Origin of the sequence: Cyclobacterium xiamenense (assembly GCF_900109255.1) — a bacterium.
Taxonomy (GTDB): Bacteria; Bacteroidota; Bacteroidia; order Cytophagales; family Cyclobacteriaceae; genus Cyclobacterium; species Cyclobacterium xiamenense.
Genome location: NZ_FNZH01000001.1, coordinates 473,196 through 492,251, shown reverse-complemented (window position 1 = coordinate 492,251; position 19,056 = coordinate 473,196). Strand labels below are relative to the sequence as shown.

At 50.7% G+C, this 19,056-nt stretch carries 11 protein-coding genes; 6 read left to right on the top strand and 5 right to left on the bottom strand.

Features of this window, described 5'->3' with window-relative positions; genetic code table 11:
• Positions 1 to 93: 93 nt before the first annotated feature.
• The 3 genes from BMW71_RS01735 (at position 94) to BMW71_RS01725 (ending at position 6,799) form a co-directional block, all read left to right on the top strand.
• Complete coding sequence (locus BMW71_RS01735; protein ID WP_092168612.1) at positions 94 to 4,047, top strand: heparinase II/III family protein; 3,954 nt, start codon at positions 94 to 96, stop codon at positions 4,045 to 4,047.
• Positions 4,031 to 6,331, top strand: a complete 2,301-nt coding sequence (locus tag BMW71_RS01730) for a hypothetical protein (protein WP_092168609.1) — start codon at positions 4,031 to 4,033, stop codon at positions 6,329 to 6,331. Before BMW71_RS01735 ends, BMW71_RS01730 begins: the two co-directional genes overlap by 17 nt.
• Positions 6,332 to 6,409: 78 nt before the next feature.
• Positions 6,410 to 6,799 carry a hypothetical protein gene (locus tag BMW71_RS01725; RefSeq protein WP_092168606.1) on the top strand — a complete coding sequence of 130 codons (390 nt, stop codon included), beginning with the start codon at positions 6,410 to 6,412 and terminating at the stop codon, positions 6,797 to 6,799.
• On the opposite strand, the gene BMW71_RS01720 is transcribed toward BMW71_RS01725, so the two are convergent.
• Complete coding sequence (locus BMW71_RS01720; RefSeq protein ID WP_092168603.1) at positions 6,789 to 7,712, bottom strand: ROK family protein; 924 nt, start codon at positions 7,710 to 7,712, stop codon at positions 6,789 to 6,791. The two genes, BMW71_RS01725 and BMW71_RS01720, sit on opposite strands and share 11 nt — an antisense overlap.
• Before the next feature lie 168 nt (positions 7,713 to 7,880).
• Positions 7,881 to 8,708 (bottom strand): CvfB family protein, encoded by an 828-nt coding sequence (locus tag BMW71_RS01710; RefSeq protein WP_092168597.1) that lies wholly within the window; start codon positions 8,706 to 8,708, stop codon positions 7,881 to 7,883.
• Positions 8,709 to 9,014: 306 nt separating this feature from the next.
• Between BMW71_RS01710 and BMW71_RS01705 the strand changes: the two genes are divergently transcribed.
• The 3 genes from BMW71_RS01705 to BMW71_RS01695 all read left to right on the top strand — a co-directional run bounded on the left by BMW71_RS01705 (position 9,015) and on the right by BMW71_RS01695 (position 14,644).
• Positions 9,015 to 10,445 (top strand): alanine/glycine:cation symporter family protein, encoded by a 1,431-nt coding sequence (locus BMW71_RS01705; RefSeq protein ID WP_092168595.1) that lies wholly within the window; start codon positions 9,015 to 9,017, stop codon positions 10,443 to 10,445.
• A 132-nt stretch (positions 10,446 to 10,577) separates the two neighbouring features.
• Positions 10,578 to 12,875 carry an acyl-CoA dehydrogenase family protein gene (locus BMW71_RS01700; protein ID WP_092168592.1) on the top strand — a complete coding sequence of 766 codons (2,298 nt, stop codon included), beginning with the start codon at positions 10,578 to 10,580 and terminating at the stop codon, positions 12,873 to 12,875.
• The gene (locus BMW71_RS01695) at positions 12,875 to 14,644 is read left to right on the top strand and encodes an SLC13 family permease (protein WP_092168590.1); all 1,770 of its coding nucleotides are present in this window, start codon (positions 12,875 to 12,877) and stop codon (positions 14,642 to 14,644) included. The genes BMW71_RS01700 and BMW71_RS01695 overlap by 1 nt, the downstream gene beginning before the upstream one ends.
• On the opposite strand, the gene BMW71_RS01690 is transcribed toward BMW71_RS01695, so the two are convergent.
• The 3 genes from BMW71_RS01690 to BMW71_RS01680 all read right to left on the bottom strand — a co-directional run bounded on the left by BMW71_RS01690 (position 14,641) and on the right by BMW71_RS01680 (position 18,986).
• Entirely contained in the window at positions 14,641 to 16,212 is a 1,572-nt protein-coding gene (locus BMW71_RS01690) for a sulfatase (protein ID WP_092168587.1), read from the bottom strand. The genes BMW71_RS01695 and BMW71_RS01690 overlap by 4 nt on opposite strands.
• A 26-nt stretch (positions 16,213 to 16,238) precedes the next feature.
• Complete coding sequence (locus tag BMW71_RS01685; protein ID WP_092168584.1) at positions 16,239 to 17,687, bottom strand: arylsulfatase; 1,449 nt, start codon at positions 17,685 to 17,687, stop codon at positions 16,239 to 16,241.
• Between the two features lie 765 nt (positions 17,688 to 18,452).
• The gene (locus BMW71_RS01680; RefSeq protein ID WP_092168581.1) at positions 18,453 to 18,986 is read right to left on the bottom strand and encodes a GRAM domain-containing protein; all 534 of its coding nucleotides are present in this window, start codon (positions 18,984 to 18,986) and stop codon (positions 18,453 to 18,455) included.
• Between the last annotated feature and the right edge of the window lie 70 nt (positions 18,987 to 19,056).

Here is a 19,056-nt window from a genome sequence, read left to right as displayed (position 1 = left end):
ATCGATTGACTCCTATGAAGGATTGATTTTTAGCATTTCTGATGCGAACTCCTTATTTTAGGTTATTGAATTGACCTTAAACCCAATGTACGGATGAGAATAAAACGTGCTGCATTTTTATTTTTGTTGCTCTTGCCCGCGCTTCCCTCGGTTTGCCAGACGGAAGCTACCGCACCACCTTTGGTTTTTCCCCGCCAATTTATCCATCCGGGCTTACTACAAAATCAGGAGGACTTAGACTACATGAAGGCCAAAATCGCCTCTGGCGATCCGGCCTGGCAAGCCGCTTTTGAGCGCTTGAAACAGGAGGCTTCTTTGGATTTTCAGCCGCAACCGTTTACCCATGTCGTGAGGGGATCGTATGGAAGGCAGGGGAAGGGGCATCGGGAGTTGTCCGCCAGTGCGCTGGAAGCCTACCGGCATGCCTTGTTGTGGTTCGTTACCGAAAATCGGGCCCACGCAGAAAAGACCATTTCCATCCTGGCTGCCTGGTCCGAAAGATTGTGGGATTTTGATGACAACGATGCCAAACTACTTGTCGCCCTAACTGGACAACATTTCCTCAATGCTGCTGAACTCATAAAGCATACCTACGATGGCTGGAAAGACGAAGATCAGAAAGATTTCGAACGGATGATGCTCACCGTGTACTATCCATATATCCACGACTTTTTCACAGAGGCGAACGGCAACTGGGATGCCGCCATGATCAACACTATGCTTTGTATCGGCATTTTCACGGACCGACCAGCGCTTTTTCAACGCGCCGTCGAGCGGTTTTATTGGGGACCAAATAATGGAGGCATTACCAAATACATCTACCCCAACGGACAGGTGCAGGAATCGACACGGGATTGGCCTCACGTGCAATTGGGGCTTGGGGAATTGGCCAAGGCGGCACAGGTAGCCTGGACACAAGGGATGGATTTTTACCAGGTAGCGGAGCAGCGACTCGCACTTGGTTTCGAATACACCGCAAAATACATGCTGGGGGAAGAAGTGTCCGTATACGGAACGATTTCTCCCAGAGGAAGGGGAGAATTCCGCGACATTTACGAATCCGTGTACCACCATTACACCGAACTAAAAAATTTGCAAATGCCCTATACCGAGCGGGCGATTCAGCACACCCGACCTGCTTCCTCCTGGTATTTTCTAGTAGCTCACCGAGCCCCAGCTCCGGCAGCACCTACCGATTGGGCTAGTCCCCCATTGGTAAACGCCCGACCGCAGACCGGAGCACAGGAAAACCCGGAATGGAATCCGAACGAGGGAGATCTGATCGTAAAGCCCGGCGAGTCTATCCAACGGGCACTTGAGCAAACTTCCGGTACAGGCAGGAAAGTTTGGTTGCAAGAAGGAATATACCAATTGGAGGAAACCTTGCTGATTCCCGGCGGTGTACATTTGGAAGGCAAGGGAGCGGCCACTGTGTTGATGATGGAAGCAGGAAAAGCAGGATTGACGATCGGTAACAGCGATCCGGAGATACAAGACGTGGTCATCCGTCACCTGTTGATCGAGGGCGCGGAATCGGTAGATCCTGGCACGGATCCCAATCAAGGGCGGCGTCAGCGTGCGCGACAGTCCGCCTTGCGAAGGGAAGGGTTGGTTTTTTCTGCCGATACCGAAGGTCAACTTCAAAACATCCGACTGGAGCAGGTTACCGTTCGAAACTTTACCAAACACGGTGTTTCCATCCGGGGTGCCGAAAATTTGGAAATCATCCGCTGTGACTTCAGCGATAATGGATCCAATGTGGTCCCCGGAAAGGGACTGCATCACAACCTCCACCTCTCGCGGATCAAGAACGCAACTATCAGCAAGGGTCGCTTTTCCAACGCTCCCTGGGGCAGTGGCATCCACCTGTCATATGGGGAAGCCATTGTGATGGAAGGCAACGAATCCTCCAGAAACAAACTGCATGGCATCCACCTTACCGAAAGCGGCAACCTGCTGGTCGAAAACAACCTGCTGGAAGGAAACGACCGACACGGATTGTTTTCAGACAATTGGCTGGAAGGAGTACGGAACCTAGAGGCAAAAAACAACATCTTTCGCAACAATGGCGAAAAGGGCAGCCAGGTTTCCGAGTGGAATCAGGGAACCATGGGATACAATTTGTCGGTGGACAATAAAGGCGACTTACGCCATGGAAAATCCTCGAAGGCTTTTCACCGAAACTTTGAAAAGGTACGTGCCCTGATGGATTTCGAATCCAGTCCCTGGGCAGGTGGCATACAGCAGGCCGGTAATCCACTTCTGGCCGCCCGCCGCATGGTGTACCATTTTCGGGAGAGAACCCAGGTAAACCATCCGCTTCGCCGTCAATTACGCACCGATCCTATAAACCTGGCAACGGAGAAAGACCTGGAAATAGCCCGGAATGCGCTGGAACACCGCATGGTAGGGCAGCCTGCCTATCCTCCCTTTTTCGTCGGGGAGGACATCGATTGGGCCAGCAGACCGGTTCCCGACAACGAATGGGTCTGGCAGTTGAACCGAATGACATTTTGGGATGCCATGGGTAAGGCCTATAGGCAAACTGGAGAGGAGAAATATGCCCGGGAATGGGCACGTCAACTGATGGACTGGATAGAAAAAAACCCGAGAGACGAAGATCATCGCTACGCCTGGAGATCCATAGAAACGGGGATACGGGGTCACCGTTGGACGCAACTTTTTCACTATTTTATCGAGGCCCCCTCCTTTACGCCGGAGGCCTTGGTAAGTTTTTTGGTGGCCTTGCACGAACACGCCGATTTCCTCATGAGCAAATACAGCCAGGGAAGCAACTGGGCCTTGATGGAAGCGGAGGGATTGGCATTTATTGCGATGACCTTCCCCGAATTTAAAGAGGCGGACGAGTGGTTGACGGAGGCGATTCACCGCCTCAATGCAGAAATTCATAACCAGGTATATGCAGACGGGCATCAGCGGGAACTCGCCTTTGGCTACCACATGGGCAGTATCGGGTGGTTTTTACGAACGTATGCTATGGCTGAAATGAATGGGAAAAGCCACTTGTTTACGGATGATTACCTGTCTATGATCGAGAAAATGGCCGAAGTGCCCGTGAAACTTGCCTTTCCGGACGGTACCACGCCACAGTTTGGCGACGCTTGGACAGGCAAACCGGGGCAATATTACCCACGATTGATCGAATGGGAGAAACTTTTTGACCGGCCTGACTTTTTGTATGTAGCCACCGGGGGAAAACAAGGAGAAAAACCTGATAGCCTGGCCTTTGCCTATCCGAACAGTGGACTATACTCCATGCGAAACAGTTGGGATCCTATGGCTACTTGCCTGGTCCTGAAATGCGGCCCCGACGGTGGAGGACACAGCCAACCCGATAATGGCACCTTCGAATTGTATGTAGGTGGAAGAAACCTGACACCGGACTCGGGGAGTTTTATCTACAGTGGCGACCCGGAGGGAAGGGCCTGGTTCCGCCAAAGCCGGGTACACCAAACCCTTACCCTCGACGGCGAAAACATTGCCTATGCTCCACGCTTGCTGCTGTGGCAACCCGGTACGAAACACGATGTACTGGTCGTAGAAAACCAAAATTACGAGGGCCTCGCTCATCGACGCGCCGTCATCTTTTTTGATCATTCCTTTTTTATCCTAATCGATGAGGCCATTGGAAAGGCGAGCGGTACACTGGACCTAAATTTTCAATTGGCCCCCGGACCGGCAAGGTTGGACAAGGAAAATCTGGCAGCGACCACACAATTTGACACCGGGTACAATTTACACGTACAGTCCCTGCAACAGCAAGCACTGAGCCTGGAAGAAGCGGAGGGTCAGGTATCGTTTGTTTACACCAAAAAAGAACCCCGAACGGCATTTTCCTTCCAAAAGGAACTGAAAAACCGGTCCAAAGGAACGCGCTTTCTCACATTGCTACTCCCCTTTCGGGAGGAACTTCCCGAAGTATCCGCTCATATTCAGGGAAATCCCGCAATCGGTTCCCGGAAAATACGCCTAACAGTCAATTATCAGGGCACTGAAGAAACCATTACGTATGAATTACCAAAATAAACGGCACTCCATGAATTCTGTATGTACCTTTCCTCCATTTTTGATACGCTTCTCTCTTCGTATCCTGCTGCTGGTGGGTAGTTTAGGGATCGCATTACCGGTGCTGGCTCAGCTCCCTCCGCACCTTCCCTTTCACCTTACCCAGGCCGGATGGCAGGAAAGCGGGGTAGCAAACGAGGACCTATTACGCGTGATTGGAGCTACGTGCAGGGTGATGGCGGCACAACAGGATGCCTCTGGTGCCATCATTGACCCCTACCTGAAGCGGGAGCACCAATATGCTACCCCTTATTTCGCATTCGCCGTCGGGGTTTTATTGGATGCCGGGGCTGGAAACGAGCTGAAGGAAGCCGGAATCCTGGCGATGGAGCACAGCACCCTGAATTTTTCGAACGGAACGAAATCCATACCGGATGAGCACGGAGAATTTTTTATTAGTCCATTAACGCATGCGCTGAAACTTTATGAGGACCATGTGGACAACGCCCGGCACGACCGCTGGACGCAACGAATGAAAACGCCTCTTTCCGCAGTCATGCAGAATTTCGACGGGCGGATCAACAATTGGCGTACCTACGCCATGAAGGGCGAATGGAGCCGGGCAGGTAAAGGGCTGCGTGAAAAAGCAGGCGCTACCGAATTTATCGAAAAAGCATGGAACGAGTACAGCCAACGGATCCGAATCGTAAACGACCGATACAATCTCTACCAGGACTGGAGCAGTGACCCCCAATCTCTTGCGGTAGAAGCGGTAGGTAGGGGCAACCTCCTTGCCTTGGCGATGGAGGGATACGACGGCCCTTCCTCCGGGGAAATCCTGTCTGCGGTGAAAAATGGGACGCACACCAGCCTGTTTTTGCAGGCCCCGGATGGGCAGGCTCCCCCCAATGGGCGGACAGATAACCACATTTTTAACGACGTATTGTACCAATTAGCGTTTGATGTATTGGCAGAAGACGCCTGGAAACAGGGAAACCACTACCTGGCCGGTCAATACCGGCGGGCGGCCAATCTGGCTTTTCGGAGCATTCTGCGCTGGCAGCGCACAGCGGATCCCTGGGCCGGTTCTTTTTTCATTACCAAAAATTGGTTTGAGCCCGGAGATCGAATCGGATACCAGCCGGCCAGTCAATGGGGTAACTACAGCGGAGCCATCGTGCAGCACCTGGCAGAAGCCTACCTGAGCAGGAAATCAGCCATCCCGGAAAAGCCGGCACCTGCCGAACTGGGTGGGTATGCGTTTGAAATAGATGATCGGTTCGGAGCCTTTTTTGCCAACGCAGGGGGCTTCCAGGTGATGGTAAACCTCCGGGGTGCAAGCGTACCAAAGTACGGCCTGAGTTGGACTCCACTGGGTACCGTGCGCATGATCCGGGAAGGCTGGGACGGAAGGCTGGGCCCTGCCGATGGCGAGCATGAGCTGAAAAGAGGCAACACGGTTGACCTGGTTTCTGGCAGTGGCGACCGGGTGGATCGGTACCGTCCGCAATCCGGAATCTCCTTTGGTCCGGAATGGATGGAAAACGAGCACTGGGTACGGATCGCTGACCTGCCCGCCAATTACCAGGGAGAAGCAGAAATTCACTTCGTCCACCCCTTGTTGGTGCGATTCACCATTCACTACAGCTACGTGACCGGAAGAGGGGGGCCGTTTTTTAGTCAGGAATTTATCCTGACTCCAGACATGCTGGTAACCCGGCTGAAAAGTGCCCAGGATATTCCCTTTGGCCTTACAGTCCCACTGCTTGAAAACGACGGACGTCCCCTCTCTACCCAAATTACCAACGAAATGGCCCATACCGGGTATACGGATCAAGGAGATCGGCAATACTTCATCGCCTTAAACGAGCAGGTACGCATCGATACCGGTGCCACATCCATACAAAGCACCTATGGTTGGCTGCAACCGGTACGGTTTGAAACGAGCGAGCCATCTACCGACCTATTGGTGTACCCGAGAAAATCCGGGGAGCTGGAAGCTACTGCCCTGAGGAGGGGATTTCGATGGACGGGAGGCGGGTTTGAAACACCGCTGGCCAGTGTTGGAGCATCCCATTACATCGGAGAAAAGCTGGCCGGGGGAGAGGGGAAATCCCTGGACCTGGACGGGGATGGCGAATCCGAGGTAGTTTTCGACAAATCCTGCCTATTTGTCCTGCAAATGGAGAATGGCCTTGTTCAGGCCGTGGAAACGGACCGGGAGGTGGATCTGGAGTACCGGGGAAAGACCTACAAACTCTCCGCCTACCAGCCGCTTCAGATAAACCATCGTTTGCAAGAATAATTCCTCACTTCGTAGGTCTAAGTCAAACAATCCGGGTAAATTTGGGTTCCTGATCACGATCACCGTCAAATCACACCCATGAAAAACGGAACGCTGCCTGTCTTTTTTATCTTTTGCCTGCTATTACTCGGGGTTTCGTGTACCAGCAAGCTCGATACCGGTTCCATTGATATTTCTAACTGGAAAAAGGACCGCAACGGCTGCCTGGGCTTGCGCATCCAGGACCTGGAGGAGTTGCGGGAACTAAAGAACAGCTTTCTGGCAAGTTACAACCAGGAACTCATCAAGACATTTGGTCGGCCGGACCGGGTTGTGTTGGTAGACAAAAGCCAGAGTTTCTTCGTTTACTTTTTAGAACCGTCGGATGAGTGTGGGATAAAACCAGAAAAAGAACCTTTGAAGGTCCTTTTTCGTCTCAATGCGGTAAGCAAGGTGAGTGAAGTAACGATTACCTATCTCAATCCATAAAGCAAAGAGCGGCTGCTCCAAGCGTTCCGGCATCGTTTTCGAGGGTAGCCCGCTGCATCTTAATATCAGAGAGGTAATACGGACTCAAATACTGGTGCACCGTTTTGTCCAGAGAAGGCATAATGTAAGGCAGGGCTGCAGAGATGCCACCTCCAAAATAAATCTCGTTTACATCCAGTATGCGAACCGTGGATACGATGGCTTCTCCAAGGATCTCCCCTACTTCAGCGAAGGTTTTCAGTGCGATCGAATTGCCCGCTGAGGCGGCTCCCACCAACACATGCATGCCCAATTCCTGTCCGGCTAGTTGGCCTACTTCCTCCGGGAATGTATCCATCATGCGTGCGGCAATTTTCAGTATCCCATTTCGTCCGATTAATGGTTCCAAACGACTATTTCCCCTGGAAAGCATGTGCCCCATTTCCATCGCATTTCCGCGAACGCCTTTAAATACTTCCCCATCCAAAATCAGTGCACTTCCAATTCCTGTTCCCAGGGTGATAAACAAGTAGTCCTGCGAGGTCTGTCCTGTTCCGAAATGCAGCTCTCCTACCGCTGCCGCACTGGCATCGTTTTCCAGGTGGAAGATGGTATTCGGATATTTTTCTAGTAGGGCGCTTTTGAGATCAAATCCGTTTAACTCGGAAATGGCCGGTATTTCAAGCGTTGTCGTGCGGTCCTTGCTTACCAATCCCGGCAGGCCGATTCCAACGTGTTGTACTTCGGGGAACTTAGCGAGGTATTTTCCCACCACCTCAACGAAAGCCAGGTTAAAACCCAATGGGTTCTCTCGAAGGGAAGCGGTAATTTCTTTTGCAAACTGAAGAATCTGGCCTTTCGTATCAACCAGCCCAATTTTTACATGCGTACCCCCTACGTCTATACCCAAAAAGTTTTCCGTTTTTTTATCCATAGTATCTGCGAATCAAGTATGTGTTAATTGTTAAGACCTGCAAGGGAACGTACAAGCTTCCACCTCCCAGCCAAAATGACCGCGCAAGTCGACGGGTAAAAATAATGGTTTTTCCGTGAAATTCTCGAAACAGGGGCAGGAATGGAAAAAATAAACCCAGCGTGGGTTTCAAACCGAATAAATCCCGTCTTCTTTGATTACTATCTTTTTCTTTTTGTAAAGTTGGCCTATGCACTGTTTAAACTGCTTTTTACTCATACCCAATTCGTTTCGAATCTGCTCGGGATCGGACTTGTCCGACAAGGGCAAGAAACCATTTTCCTGTACCCTCCGAAGAATAAAATCTGCACCCTCTTCGTATTTCTGTCGCCCTACCTGTGTTAGTTGTACGTCGATCTTACCATCTTCCCGTAATTTCTTAATAAATGCCCGAACCGACTCTCCGATTTGGACCGGTGTAAAAACCTCGTTTTCGTAAATCAGCCCTTCGTAAAAGTCCTGTATTAAGACCTTGTAGCCGAGCGCCGTCCGATCAAAAACCAGTGCCTCCACTTCCTGTCCCACCTGAAATCCACTGGTATCGGATAGTAGAAAATCTTCGTATTTGGATACCCCCACGAGTCGATTGGTCCGGTGGTCCAGGCAAACCATGGCCAATACCCGATCCCCTTTCCCCACTTTCTCCCGCATTTCGGAAGTTGGGAGGAAAAGGTCCTTCTCCAGTCCCCAATCCAAAAAGGCACCAATCGCCGTCAAATCCTTGACTTCCATCACGGCAAACTGATCGAGTAGGGCCACTGGACGATCGGTTACGGCCACCGGACGGTCTTCGCTATCGGTATACACAAAGACCTCCACCGGGTCTCCTTCTTTTTCCTCCCCCTTGAGGTAACGCTTTGGCAGCAGTACTTCGCCGGAATCACTCAGCTGCAAATACGCGCCGTTTTCCGTAAACCGGTTGATGGGAAGGGTGCTGATTACTCCTAATTCTTTCATGCAATGTGTGGTTACAGGACGGACACGTTCCGTGCAATACAACACAAATGTAGTGATTTTACGGAATTCCGGCGGGCTGAAATCGGTGATTGAAGGGACCAGTGCTACCACCTCATTTCCAGATGGTGCCTAAAAACTGCAAAAAACGAATAAAACAGTAAAATCGGCATCCAAAATGTACACGCTGCAGAAAAAGGCACCCAATTTTTATAAAAGGTCGATAATTTTTGACGGCAAAACCAAATGTAAACTTATTTTGGTTTTCTTTGTGTTCCATACACCATTTGACCAAAGCCAACCTTTTCCATGGAATCGATTATTTACGCCATCAACGATATTATCTGGAGCAATGCCTTGATCGTCCTTTGTTTGGGTGCCGGGATCTATTTCTCCATTGTTACCAAATTTCTACAGGTCCGGTATTTTCGGGAAATGATCAAACTTCTGTTTGGAGGCGAGTCCTCCGACAAGGGGGTCAGCTCCTTCCAGGCCTTTGCCATTGCCATTTCCGGAAGAGTGGGAACGGGAAACATTGCGGGTGTAGCTACGGCAATTGCCATGGGAGGCCCTGGAGCCATTTTCTGGATGTGGATCATTGCCTTTCTGGGGAGTGCCTCTGCCTTTATCGAAGCCACGCTGGGACAGCTATTCAAGGAGATAAAGGGTGGACAATACCGTGGCGGGCCTGCTTTCTACATAGAAAAAGGATTGGGCATCCGGTGGTACGCCATGCTGTTTGCCTTCGCAACCATCCTCAGTACGGCCTTTTTCTTACCCGGTGTACAAAGCAACAGCATTGCGCTTAGCGTGGAAAATGCATTTCAGGTTCCCACCTGGATAACCGGACTGGTAATTTGTTTTTTTCTGGCGCTGATCATATTCGGTGGCGTGAAGCGAATCGGTAAGGTGGCGCAAATTGTGGTGCCTTTTATGGCTGCGGCCTACATCCTGATGGCGGTGATTATCATGGTTCTTAACATCACGGAAATCCCGGGGGTCATCCGGTTAATCGTCAGCTCGGCTTTCAATATGGAATCCACCTTTGGCGGGATATTTGGGATGGCCATTTCCTGGGGGATCAAACGAGGCATCTACAGCAACGAAGCAGGGCAGGGAACCGCACCCCATGCTGCAGCAGCCGCCGAAGTAAGCCATCCGGTAAAACAGGGCCTGGTTCAGGCCTTTTCGGTCTATGTGGACACCTTGTTCATTTGTACCGCGACCGCTTTTATGATCCTGTTTACGGGGCAGTACAATGTGGTCGACCCGGAAGGAGGGTTCATTGTGGAAAATCTTCCGGGAGTCCCTATTGGACCCGAGTTTACCCAGTTTGCCATTAGCGAGCATTTTCCGAACCTGGGCCCGGGTTTTATTGCCGTTTCCCTGGCATTTTTCGCCTTTACCACGATCATGGCTTATTATTATATTGCAGAAACCAATTTAAGTTTTCTTCAGCGGGACCAAAACCGACAGTGGCCGTTGTTTTTGCTGCGTGCCCTGATTTTAATAGCCACCTTCTATGGGACGATCCGTACAGCCGCACTGGCCTGGACACTGGGAGATATTGGCGTGGGCATGATGGCCTGGCTAAACATCATTGCCATTTTCCTTTTACGAAAGCCTGCCATGGATGCCTTGAAGGACTACGTGGAGCAACGGAAAAAAGGCCTGGACCCCACCTTTAATTCCGACAGCCTGGACCTAAAAAATACGGAAGAATGGGACAAAATAGACTAAACAGACGAGCCTTGCTCCGGAAAGGCGCCCTACCTGCCCTGTAATTAGCGTTAAGTTTTGCCGGCAAGCCCGCAAAGGATGGAATAATTTTCTTATCTTCTTAATCGTTATCAGACAACAAACGATTGAGGCATGCAACAAACCCTAAACTTACCTACTCCCGGAGCTCTCGTACTCTTACCGGTGGTGTACATGGTGTGGTCCGAAACCCTGATTGATGGTCAGGAAAACAAACCTTTTTTAAAGTTTCTGTCCCAGGCAGACTGGCTTAGCGAAGAAGACAAATCCTTTCTCAAAGAGAAGCTTAGCCCAGAATCCCCTCCCACACGGGAAGAAATGGAATTTTGGTGGGAGACCGTTCATGCGGCTAGCGAAGAATCCAAAAACTACCCCAACCTTGTATCGTTGGGCATCGATCTGCTAAAAAAAGCGCGCCCGGAGGCCCTGTATTCTTTTCCCCTGCAACGGGCGGAAAAAGAATTGGCCCAACTTGAAAAAGACCTTGGAATCGTCGGGCAAGCTGCGGCGTTAAGTTTTAAATCTTCCCACAGCAATGTTTCGACCCAATACGAAACCCGGGAGGACTTTGCCGTTCAGGCACTCACGGAACTACTGGATGGTCCACGAAAACCCTTGATCGATTCACTCAAGCAGTACCTTGCTACGGAGGACTTTGCCTACATTCAACCGGATGACCTGGAAAAATACCGCAATCAAGTGCTTTCCTGGTGTCGCCTACTGGCGGGAAAAGGCTATGGGTCCATTGGTTATCCTACCGACTATGGGGGAAAGGACGACATGGAAGCTTATTTTACCGTGATGGAGACATTGAGCTATCGGGACCTGAGCCTGGTCATCAAGTTTGGGGTGCAATTTGGCCTTTGGGGAATGAGTGTGCTGTCCCTGGGTACCAAAAAACACCACGACAAGTACCTGAAAGCAATCGGCACCCTGGAACTTCCCGGTTGTTTCGCCATGACGGAAACCAATCATGGGTCAAACGTGAAGGGAATTGAAACGCGGGCAAGCTACGATCACGAAAGTAAAACCTTTACGATCCACACGCCACACCGGGATGCCCGAAAGGAATACATTGGCAATGCTGCGCTTCACGGCCGAATGGCTACGGTGTTTGCCAAACTCCTGATTGATGGGAAAGATTATGGCGTAAGTACCTTCCTGGTCCCACTACGGGACGAAGCAGGCACTACCCTGCCCGGCATTACCATCACCGACTGTGGTCGAAAAATGGGACTAAACGGTGTAGATAACGGCTTGATTTCGTTTGACAACGTGGTGATTCCTAAAGAAAACATGTTGGATCGTTTTTCTTCGGTAGATGCGCAAGGAAACTTCCAAAGTCCCATCGCCAGTGATAACAAGCGTTTTTTTACCATGTTGGGCACCCTCGTTGGGGGTAGAATTGGCATTCCCCGCTCGGCGCTGGCAGCAGCTAAATCCGGATTGACGATCGCCATTCGGTACGGGGATCGGAGAAAACAATTCGGCCCGGAGGGAGGCGAAGAAATCCCCATTCTCAATTACCGCATGCACCAGCGCCGGCTAATCCCCTTGCTGGCGAAAACCTATGCCTGCCATTTTGCGATGGAATACGTCACCAATCGGTTTCTTAAGCGACAGGAGGAGGAAATGCAGGAAATCGAGGCCCTGGCAGCCGGCATGAAAGCCTACGTGACCTGGCACACTACTGCTACGCTGCAGGAATGCCGGGAGGCGTGTGGGGGAAAAGGGTATTTGTCCGAAAACCGAATCGATGCCCTAAAGAACGATACCGATATTTATACCACTTTTGAAGGAGACAATACCGTACTCATGCAGTTGGTCGCGAAAAGCCGCCTAAGCGCCTATAAGGAGCAGTTTGAGAACATGAATTTGTTTACCATCATCAACTACGTGGCTTCCAAAACCAAAACGTCCATTACCGAAAAAAACCCGCTAATCATTCGGAATACGGATGAAAACCACCTGCTGGATCCCGATTTCCATTTGAGTGCTTTCGAATACCGGGAAAACAGCATTTTGGATGCCGCTGCCCGGCGATTGAAACGCCTTATGGACGAGGGCATGGACCCCTTCGATGCCGTAAACGTGTCCCAGCATCACCTGGTAAACGTCGGGCAGGCCTATATTGAGCGGGTGATCCTGGGAAAATTTATCCAAAAAGTCAAGCAGACCCCGGACCCGGCCATCCAAACGGTACTCAATAAGTTGTGTAATTTATTTGCCCTGTACCAGCTTGAGACCCATAAGGGTTGGTATCTGGAACAAGGCTATATGGAGGGGGTAAAGACCAAGTCGATCCGAAAGATGGTCAACCAACTCTGTTGGGAAATCCGGAAGGATGCTGTGCCCCTTGTCAATGCATTCGCCATACCAGACGCCTGCCTGGCTGCTCCGATCGCCTTGTAATGGACGAGCTCATTGTTTTCGCCGTACTGGGCATCTCCTTGATCTTGTTTATTTGGGGAAAAATCCGCTACGACCTGGTGGCTTTACTGGCGTTGCTAACCCTTGCCGTGACGGGCCTGGTACCCTTCGAAGACGCGTTTTCCGGATTTGCCCACCCCGCCGTGATTACAGTGGCTGCGGTGCTGATTGTAAGCAAGAGCCTGGAGAATTCCGGGATTGTTCAGGTAGTCGTACGGCTAATGGAAAAGGTAGGCAAAACCATCAGCCTGCAAATAGCCGTCATGGCAGGTGTAGTGGCTTTGGCCTCGGGCTTTATGAACAATATCGGTGCCCTGGCCTTGTTTATGCCGGTAGCCATTCAGATTTCCCGAAAAAACAACTTCTCCCCATCTCTGGTGCTGATGCCCCTTGCCTTTGCCTCCCTATTGGGTGGATTGACCACGCTTATTGGCACACCACCAAACATCATCATTGCGACCTTCCGCAGCCAAAACGGGGATGCACCGTTTGGCCTGTTTGATTTTGCTCCGGTAGGCGCCGGCATCGCACTGGCGGGAGTGGTATTCATCGCACTGGTTGGCTGGAGACTAATTCCCCGAAGGAAATCCAGCGATCCCGATGAATCCTTGTTTAACATTGAAAACTACATTACGGAAGTACGTATAGCCCCAGAGTCCGATCTGAAGGGTGAAAATATTCGGCAACTGCTCAACGAAAACGAGCAGGACATGAAAGTCCTGGCAATTATCCGAAATAAGGAACGGATTCATGCCCCCGGACCTTACCTCCTTTTAGAGGAAAACGACATTCTCATTCTTGAATCCAATACCGAAAACCTGGAGGAATTCCTGGGGACCCATGGCTTAAAACTGGTGGGTACCGAAGATTTTTCCGACGAAGTAACCGACGAGTCAGACATTACCATGGCCGAAGGAATTATTCAGGAAAACTCACCCCTACTGGGCCAAACGGCAGCAAATATCCACATGCGTTCCCGATACGATGTAAACCTGCTGGCCTTGTCCCGGGGTGACCGAACCCTAATCAAACGAATCGATCACGAAGTATTTCGTGCAGGGGACGTTTTGTTGCTGCAGCTTCGAAGCAGTCAGCTATCGGATATCTTTCAGGAGATGAAATGCCTGCCTTTGGCAAAAAGAAACCTGGACTTGGGCAAGCCCAACCGATCCTTGCCCGCACTGGGTATTTTTGTTGCGGCCATTATCTCCGTTGTCGCGGGACTATTACCGGTAGCGATCGCTTTTACCCTGGCGGCCATGCTGATGGTTCTTTCCAAAATACTTCCGCTAAAGGACTTTTATACCAGCATCGATTGGCCTGTCATCGTCTTGCTGGCAGCCATGATTCCGGTAGGAACGGCTTTTGAGACCAGCGGAGGGGCAGCGTCTGTTACCGAACTCATGCTGATCTATTCTGATAGCTTCCCTGCCTGGAGCATGCTCCCTGTCATCATGCTCACGACCATGCTGCTATCTGCCGTCATAAACAATGCGGCTACCGTTGTTTTGATGGCGCCAATTGGCCTTAAAATTGCCGAAAGCCTCGCCCTCTCTGCAGACCCCTTTTTGATGAGCATTGCAGTCGGAGCCTCCGCCTCGTTTCTTACCCCTATTGGCCACCAATCCAACACCCTGGTGATGGGTCCGGGTGGCTACCGCTTCGGAGATTACTGGAAACCCGGACTTCCCCTGACACTGCTGGTCATGGTGGTAGGTGTGCCCCTGATACTTTGGTTCTGGCCGCTTTAGTCGGTAGTGATGCTACCCCACCAGTCCGAATTGGGTTCCCAATCCTCCTTGAGAAAATCCAGGCGCTGTTTTTCCAGCCGGGGCAATAGCACCTGCTCCATTTCTTCCAACCGCTTGTTGTACAGCTCCCGATCGAATTCGGGGTCCAGAACGGGCAGAGACACCTGTTTTTTTTCCAGGTACCGGCTGAGCAGGGCGGTTAGCCTTGCGTGTTCGGCTGGATTTTCCTGAGATAATTCCTGCGTTTCGAAGGGATCATCGGGGATGTGGTACAATTCCTCGTGCCCGTCCTCAAAATAGCGAATTAGCTTCCAATCGCCTCTTCGGACCATGGCCGAAGGAACGCCGCCCTGGTTGCCATAATGGGGGTAGTGCCAGAAAATGGCGCGCGCTGAAGGAGTTTCCCCGTCCAGCAGCGGGACCAAACTCATCCCCTCGATTTCCTGGACCGGATCCGTTTTCAATCCTGCCAAGTCTACCAATGTGGGAAAAAAATCAGCCCCCACCACCGGATAATTCAGCGTCTTACCGGCCGGTTTGCCAGGGACTTTGATCAAATAGGGCACCCGAATCCCCCCTTCCCAGTGCTGGCCCTTGCCGCCCTTTACCAGAAGGTTAGTCGTTGCGAACGCGTCACCTGCCACCACTCCTCCATTGTCCGAAGTAAATACCACAATGGTACGCTCATCCAATCCCAGGCTCCGTAAGCGATCCAGAACGATCCCCACAGCATCGTCCACAGAAGCCACCAATCCGGCATAGTTGGGATTGTCCTGAACCGTCCGGAAAGGTAATTTTTCACCCATTTCAAATCCCTTTTCACGAATCCCCATGGATTCGGCCTTATCCCGGTATTTTTCCCAGCGATCCTTGCTGGTTTGCACGGGTGCATGGACGGCATAAAAGGACAGAAAAGCGAAAAAGGGTTCTTCTTTGCTGTTCGTAATGAAATCGGCAACCTCACGCCCCAGCCGAAGGGTTAGGTTCTCCCCATCCGGACCATCCGTGATTTTTGGATTGTTATAGGGCGAAAAAAAGCCACCGGCAGGTGAGCCCTTGTCCCAACCCGCCACGTTCGCATCAAAACCGTGGTCTTCCGGATAGCTCCCCTCCCCTCCCAAATGCCATTTTCCGGCAAAAAAGGTACGGTAACCGTTTTGTTTAAACGCCTCCGCAAGGGTGGTCGCATCTGCGGGAAGTTCGTGCTGGTAATCCGCCGGTAACATGGGATCGTGTCGCTGATGGGTTCGCCAATCGGTCCCTGTCTTTGCCCCGATCCAGTCGGTAATGCCGTGACTAGCGGTAAACTGACCCGTCATGATGGTTGCCCGGGCCGGACTGCATACCCTGCTTCCCGAATAGCCATGAATAAACTGAACACTTTCGCTGGCCAATTGATCCAGATGAGGTGTCTCATGAAAGGGAGACCCGGAAAAACCCAAATCCGCATAACCCAGGTCGTCTACTAAAATGAAAAGTACGTTGGGTGGTATTTGCGTTTCCTGCTTGCAAGAAAATAAAACCGATACCAGCAGCGCAATCGGAAGAACAACAGTTGCTTTTTTCATGGGGTAAATACTAAGGGGATTGATGACTAGTTTTCGATTTCTTGGGCGTAGAGTTTGAATACCGGGTTGGGGCGGTGACTCCGCTCCATCAGGGCTTTTAGCTCCGCCACCCGTTCCGGATAGCGATCAGCCAGGTCGGTTTGCTCACCGGGGTCCTCGGCAAGGTTGTACAACTCTATGGGTGGATTTGGATCGGTATTCAACCGAACACGGATCGCTTTCCAATCGCCCTGTCGGACGGCTTGTTTACCTCCCTGCTCGATAAACTCCCAATAGAGGTAGGCGTGTTGGGCTTGCTCCTCCGATTGACCCAATAGTGTGGGTGCAAAGGAAATACCGTCGGTAGTGGCGGGTATTTCCGCTCCGGTAAGGTCCCCGATCGTAGCGAACATGTCCCAAAACGCAGAGGGATGATCGCTTTTACCCGGTGCTATTTTTCCTGGCCAATTGGCAATCATGGGAACCCGGATGCCTCCTTCGTACAAATCCCGCTTGTGTCCCCTGTACGGCCCGTTGCTGTCAAAGAATTCCGGATCCGCTCCCCCTTCGAGGTGCGGGCCATTGTCGGAAGTGAACACCACCAGGGTGTTTTCGCGCAAACCTAAGTTTTCCAGTTTATCGAGTATTTCTCCTACCTGCCGGTCCAACAGTTCCACCATGGCCACAAAAGCTGCCCGGGGATTTTCCTGAGACATGTAGCCTCCGATTTTATAGGTCGGCCCTTCATCCACCCCTTTATACGGTGTTTCCTCAAACCGCCCCAGGTGCTTTGCCATCTCCTCCTCCGGAGCAATCAATTCCGCATGGGGAATGATACTGGGAACATAGAGAAAGAAGGGCTGGTCCTGGTAATCCTCGATAAACTTCAAGGTCTGCTCGTGAATCAAATCCGGTCCGTAAACACCGAGATTGGTTCCGGCGTTTTCTTCAAGGACCACCGAATCCTGGTTGTGCCAAAGGTGGTAGGGGTAATAATTGTGCCCCATGCGCTGGCAATTGTACCCGTAAAACACATCCACCCCTTGATTATTGGGGTCCCCTTCCGAACCGGGGTAGCCCAAGCCCCATTTGCCAAAAGCACCGGTAGTGTACCCGGCAGCTTTGAGCGATTCGAATAGCGTAAAAACCGAATCAGGCAAAGGGTATTGCCCTTCGGGTTGAATTTCATAATTGCCCCGGACCGGCGCGTGGCCGGTATGAAGTCCTGAAACGAGGGTACTTCGGGAAGGCGCGCAAACCGTAGATCCGGAATAATGGTCGGTGAAAAACATTCCTGTTTCGGCCAATTTATCGAGATTAGGCGTATTGATGTATTCCTGTCCGGTAAATCCCAAATCTCCATAGCCCAGGTCATCCGCCAGGATGTAGACAATATTGGGTTTCGGACCCTCCGTCTGAACTGTTTGATTGGTAGTACCTGAGGAACAGGCATAAAAAGCCAGGCCAAAAAGGCCGCAACTAATGGTACGATGCATGGATGGTTATTTTAGAGAATGGTACAGCGGGTAAATTACCAATAATTTCAACAAAAAGAAAAGGAAAACGTCCGGCGGCAATTGCATGCAGCCGCCTAAAAAAATATACAACAACGGTGGGAACCGTATCTCGTTGGCGGGCAATGGTGCATTTGGTAACCGGTTTGCCCGCATTGAAAAACCGACCTTACTTCGGGAAAGCCGGGTGGAGCATTGTTTCGCATTCCCTTTTTTACAACAGCCATGCGTCTCGATGCAAGTTGATTGGTGTATGCATAAGCGCTGTACGGTTTTCTGTGTATCGACCCCTAATTTTGGAAAAAAACGGCCATGGAACCGCTCAAAAAAGAACCACCGCTACCGCATAAAGTGGCTTTACCCCCCCCAAAGCATAAAAAACGCCGTACCAGTCGAAGTATTTCCATAAAGCATGAGAAATAGTCCTAAAAAATGAAAGGTAGGCCAATTAATCCCTTACAAATTGGTAGTTACTGGACCCGGTTCAAACCCAGTTTTTAATAGGCAACCGTTTTTTCTACCGAGCGGATCGGTAGAATAATCTGACAATCAGGGGTAAAAAAAATCAAACCATAGGTGTCATTTTGTTCAATTATACACGCTGAATCCAATTACTGCCGTTCATCATTCGTTGCTCACCAATAGGGAACAGGTAAAAAGAAAAACCGTAAACTATCTATTTAATGCGCTTAATCATTGATAAATTAGTTAATAAAATTTGCTTACAATCAAACGAAAGTGGACGAATCATCCCACAATCCTTTTGCTGAGATCTGCGATCAAATCCTCAGCTTCTTCCACGACTATTTGGTATTCCCTACCCGCTTTCGTGTGAACGCGAATACCGGGATACCCCCTTTTTCTCGCCTCCCTTTTTTCAACCCCGGAGATCGTTTTATAGTCAATATCCGTTTGCCCTTTTTGTATGTTCAGTGCGTGGGACTTGAAAATGAGTTTTTTGTTGGTTAAAAAGAGTTTGCCTCCTACTCCTTCCATGCCTTTGAAAAGGGTGGCGGGTGCTTCTCGCTGGATTTCTTCCCCCTGCTCCAGTACCGGATGGATGCCCGCTCCAATTTTGCTATACACCGCTCCCCCCAGCCGATTAAAGATAAAGGGGAATACCAAACCAAAGGAAAGACCAAAAAACAGTCCCCGAACCAGTAAGCCCTCCGGCGAATACCGGGTTTCACCCGAAAAATAGTCCATTGCCCAAATTCCAAGAGTGTATAGCACGCCCATTTGAAAAGCAAGCATCAGGCGGTATTTCCAGTCTGTTCTCATTTTTATCTGTAACGCGGTGTTAAAATCATTTTCTAGCGGTCATCACCTGGGCCGACTCCGACTTGAAAGG

Excerpts from the sequence above, each read along its gene's own strand:
- BMW71_RS01730 (WP_092168609.1), top strand. The coding sequence starts at position 4,031 with ATGAATTACCAAAATAAACGGCACTCCATGAATTCTGTATGTACCTTT.
- BMW71_RS01710 (WP_092168597.1), bottom strand. The coding sequence starts at position 8,708 with ATGAAAGAATTAGGAGTAATCAGCACCCTTCCCATCAACCGGTTTACG.
- BMW71_RS01680 (WP_092168581.1), bottom strand. The coding sequence starts at position 18,986 with ATGAGAACAGACTGGAAATACCGCCTGATGCTTGCTTTTCAAATGGGC.
- BMW71_RS01705 (WP_092168595.1), top strand. The coding sequence starts at position 9,015 with ATGGAATCGATTATTTACGCCATCAACGATATTATCTGGAGCAATGCC.
- BMW71_RS01720 (WP_092168603.1), bottom strand. The coding sequence starts at position 7,712 with ATGGATAAAAAAACGGAAAACTTTTTGGGTATAGACGTAGGGGGTACG.
- BMW71_RS01725 (WP_092168606.1), top strand. The coding sequence starts at position 6,410 with ATGAAAAACGGAACGCTGCCTGTCTTTTTTATCTTTTGCCTGCTATTA.
- BMW71_RS01690 (WP_092168587.1), bottom strand. The coding sequence starts at position 16,212 with ATGAAAAAAGCAACTGTTGTTCTTCCGATTGCGCTGCTGGTATCGGTT.
- BMW71_RS01695 (WP_092168590.1), top strand. The coding sequence starts at position 12,875 with ATGGACGAGCTCATTGTTTTCGCCGTACTGGGCATCTCCTTGATCTTG.
- BMW71_RS01685 (WP_092168584.1), bottom strand. The coding sequence starts at position 17,687 with ATGCATCGTACCATTAGTTGCGGCCTTTTTGGCCTGGCTTTTTATGCC.
- BMW71_RS01700 (WP_092168592.1), top strand. The coding sequence starts at position 10,578 with ATGCAACAAACCCTAAACTTACCTACTCCCGGAGCTCTCGTACTCTTA.
- BMW71_RS01735 (WP_092168612.1), top strand. The coding sequence starts at position 94 with ATGAGAATAAAACGTGCTGCATTTTTATTTTTGTTGCTCTTGCCCGCG.